This window comes from Holdemanella sp. DFI.5.55 (assembly GCF_020593575.1).
GTDB classification, from domain to species: domain Bacteria; phylum Bacillota_I; class Bacilli_A; order Erysipelotrichales; family Erysipelotrichaceae; genus Holdemanella; species Holdemanella hominis.
The window spans coordinates 1-1,025 of sequence record NZ_JAJDMK010000168.1; the positions used below are offsets into that span (position 1 = coordinate 1).

The 1,025-nt window shown below is 32.5% G+C and carries 1 protein-coding gene; it reads right to left on the reverse strand.

Translation table 11 applies throughout. The annotated features are described in order from the left end of the window. Positions 1 to 71: 71 nt before the first annotated feature. Positions 72 to 929 carry an aminotransferase class IV gene (locus tag LJE08_RS13580; protein WP_227403527.1) on the reverse strand — a complete coding sequence of 286 codons (858 nt, stop codon included), beginning with the start codon at positions 927 to 929 and terminating at the stop codon, positions 72 to 74. Positions 930 to 1,025 lie beyond the last annotated feature (96 nt).

Consider the following 1,025-nt stretch of genomic DNA (forward strand, 5'->3'; position numbering starts at 1 on the left):
CCATCCAGACAATAGTATCTGGATGGTTCGTCATTTCTTAACTTAATGACATTGGCATTCTGCCAGCTTAATTAATCAATACGTTTTGCGTTTGTATACTCATAAAATTCATTAAATACATAATCCTGTAACTTTTTAAATGTTGATGAATCCTTCCCAACAAATAGTTTACCATCTACCATTTTTACTCGACGACAAATGTGTGTACTACTAGATACAATTATTTCATCCGCATCAAATAACTCTTGCAAAGAATAAACTTTTTCTTCATACGGAATATTTAAAGCCGTACAAGCTTCTAACAAGTGTTTACGGGCAATACCAGGCAAAATATATTCATCACAAGGTGCAGTTATAAAGCGGCCATCCTTTAAGATAGATACATTGCTATGAGCACATTCTGTAACACGATCTGGTCCTCTATGTAAAATACATTCATCAAAACCATGATTATGTGCTTCTGTTGAATACATTACTGCAGGAATTAAATTAATCGTCTTAATGTTATTATGAAAGAATCGTGTATCTTCCATGGTAACAACAGACATCTCTTTATTTGGGTCTGCCAAAGGCTTTGGCGTAATCATAACCCATAAATTACCTTTCATGTCTTCAGGATAAATATGATTTCTAATACCTGTTCCTCTTGAAACCTGCCAATATACAAACTGTGTTGGTGAATCTACTTTATTTACTAATTCAATTAATAAATCTTGTAATTCCTCTTTTTTATATGGAATGTTAATATTTAAAAGTTTTGCACTATTGTAAAAACGATTTAAATGATCTTGAAGTGCAAAAATTGTATGATTATTTGCATAAGATGCATCATATACACCATCTCCAAAATAACAAGCACGATCCAACATTGGAACTTGCATATTTTCTAATTCATCTATTTTTCCATTGTAAAAGCCTAAGTTCTTCATAATATCCTCTTTTCTTTCTAGTATATTATAGGCCAAATTATAAAAAAGGCAAAAAAAAGGACCCGGCAGCTAGCTATCTTCGCAGGGGCAAGCCCA

Coding starts and splice junctions, on each gene's coding strand:
- LJE08_RS13580 (WP_227403527.1), bottom strand. CDS start 929: ATGAAGAACTTAGGCTTTTACAATGGAAAAATAGATGAATTAGAAAAT.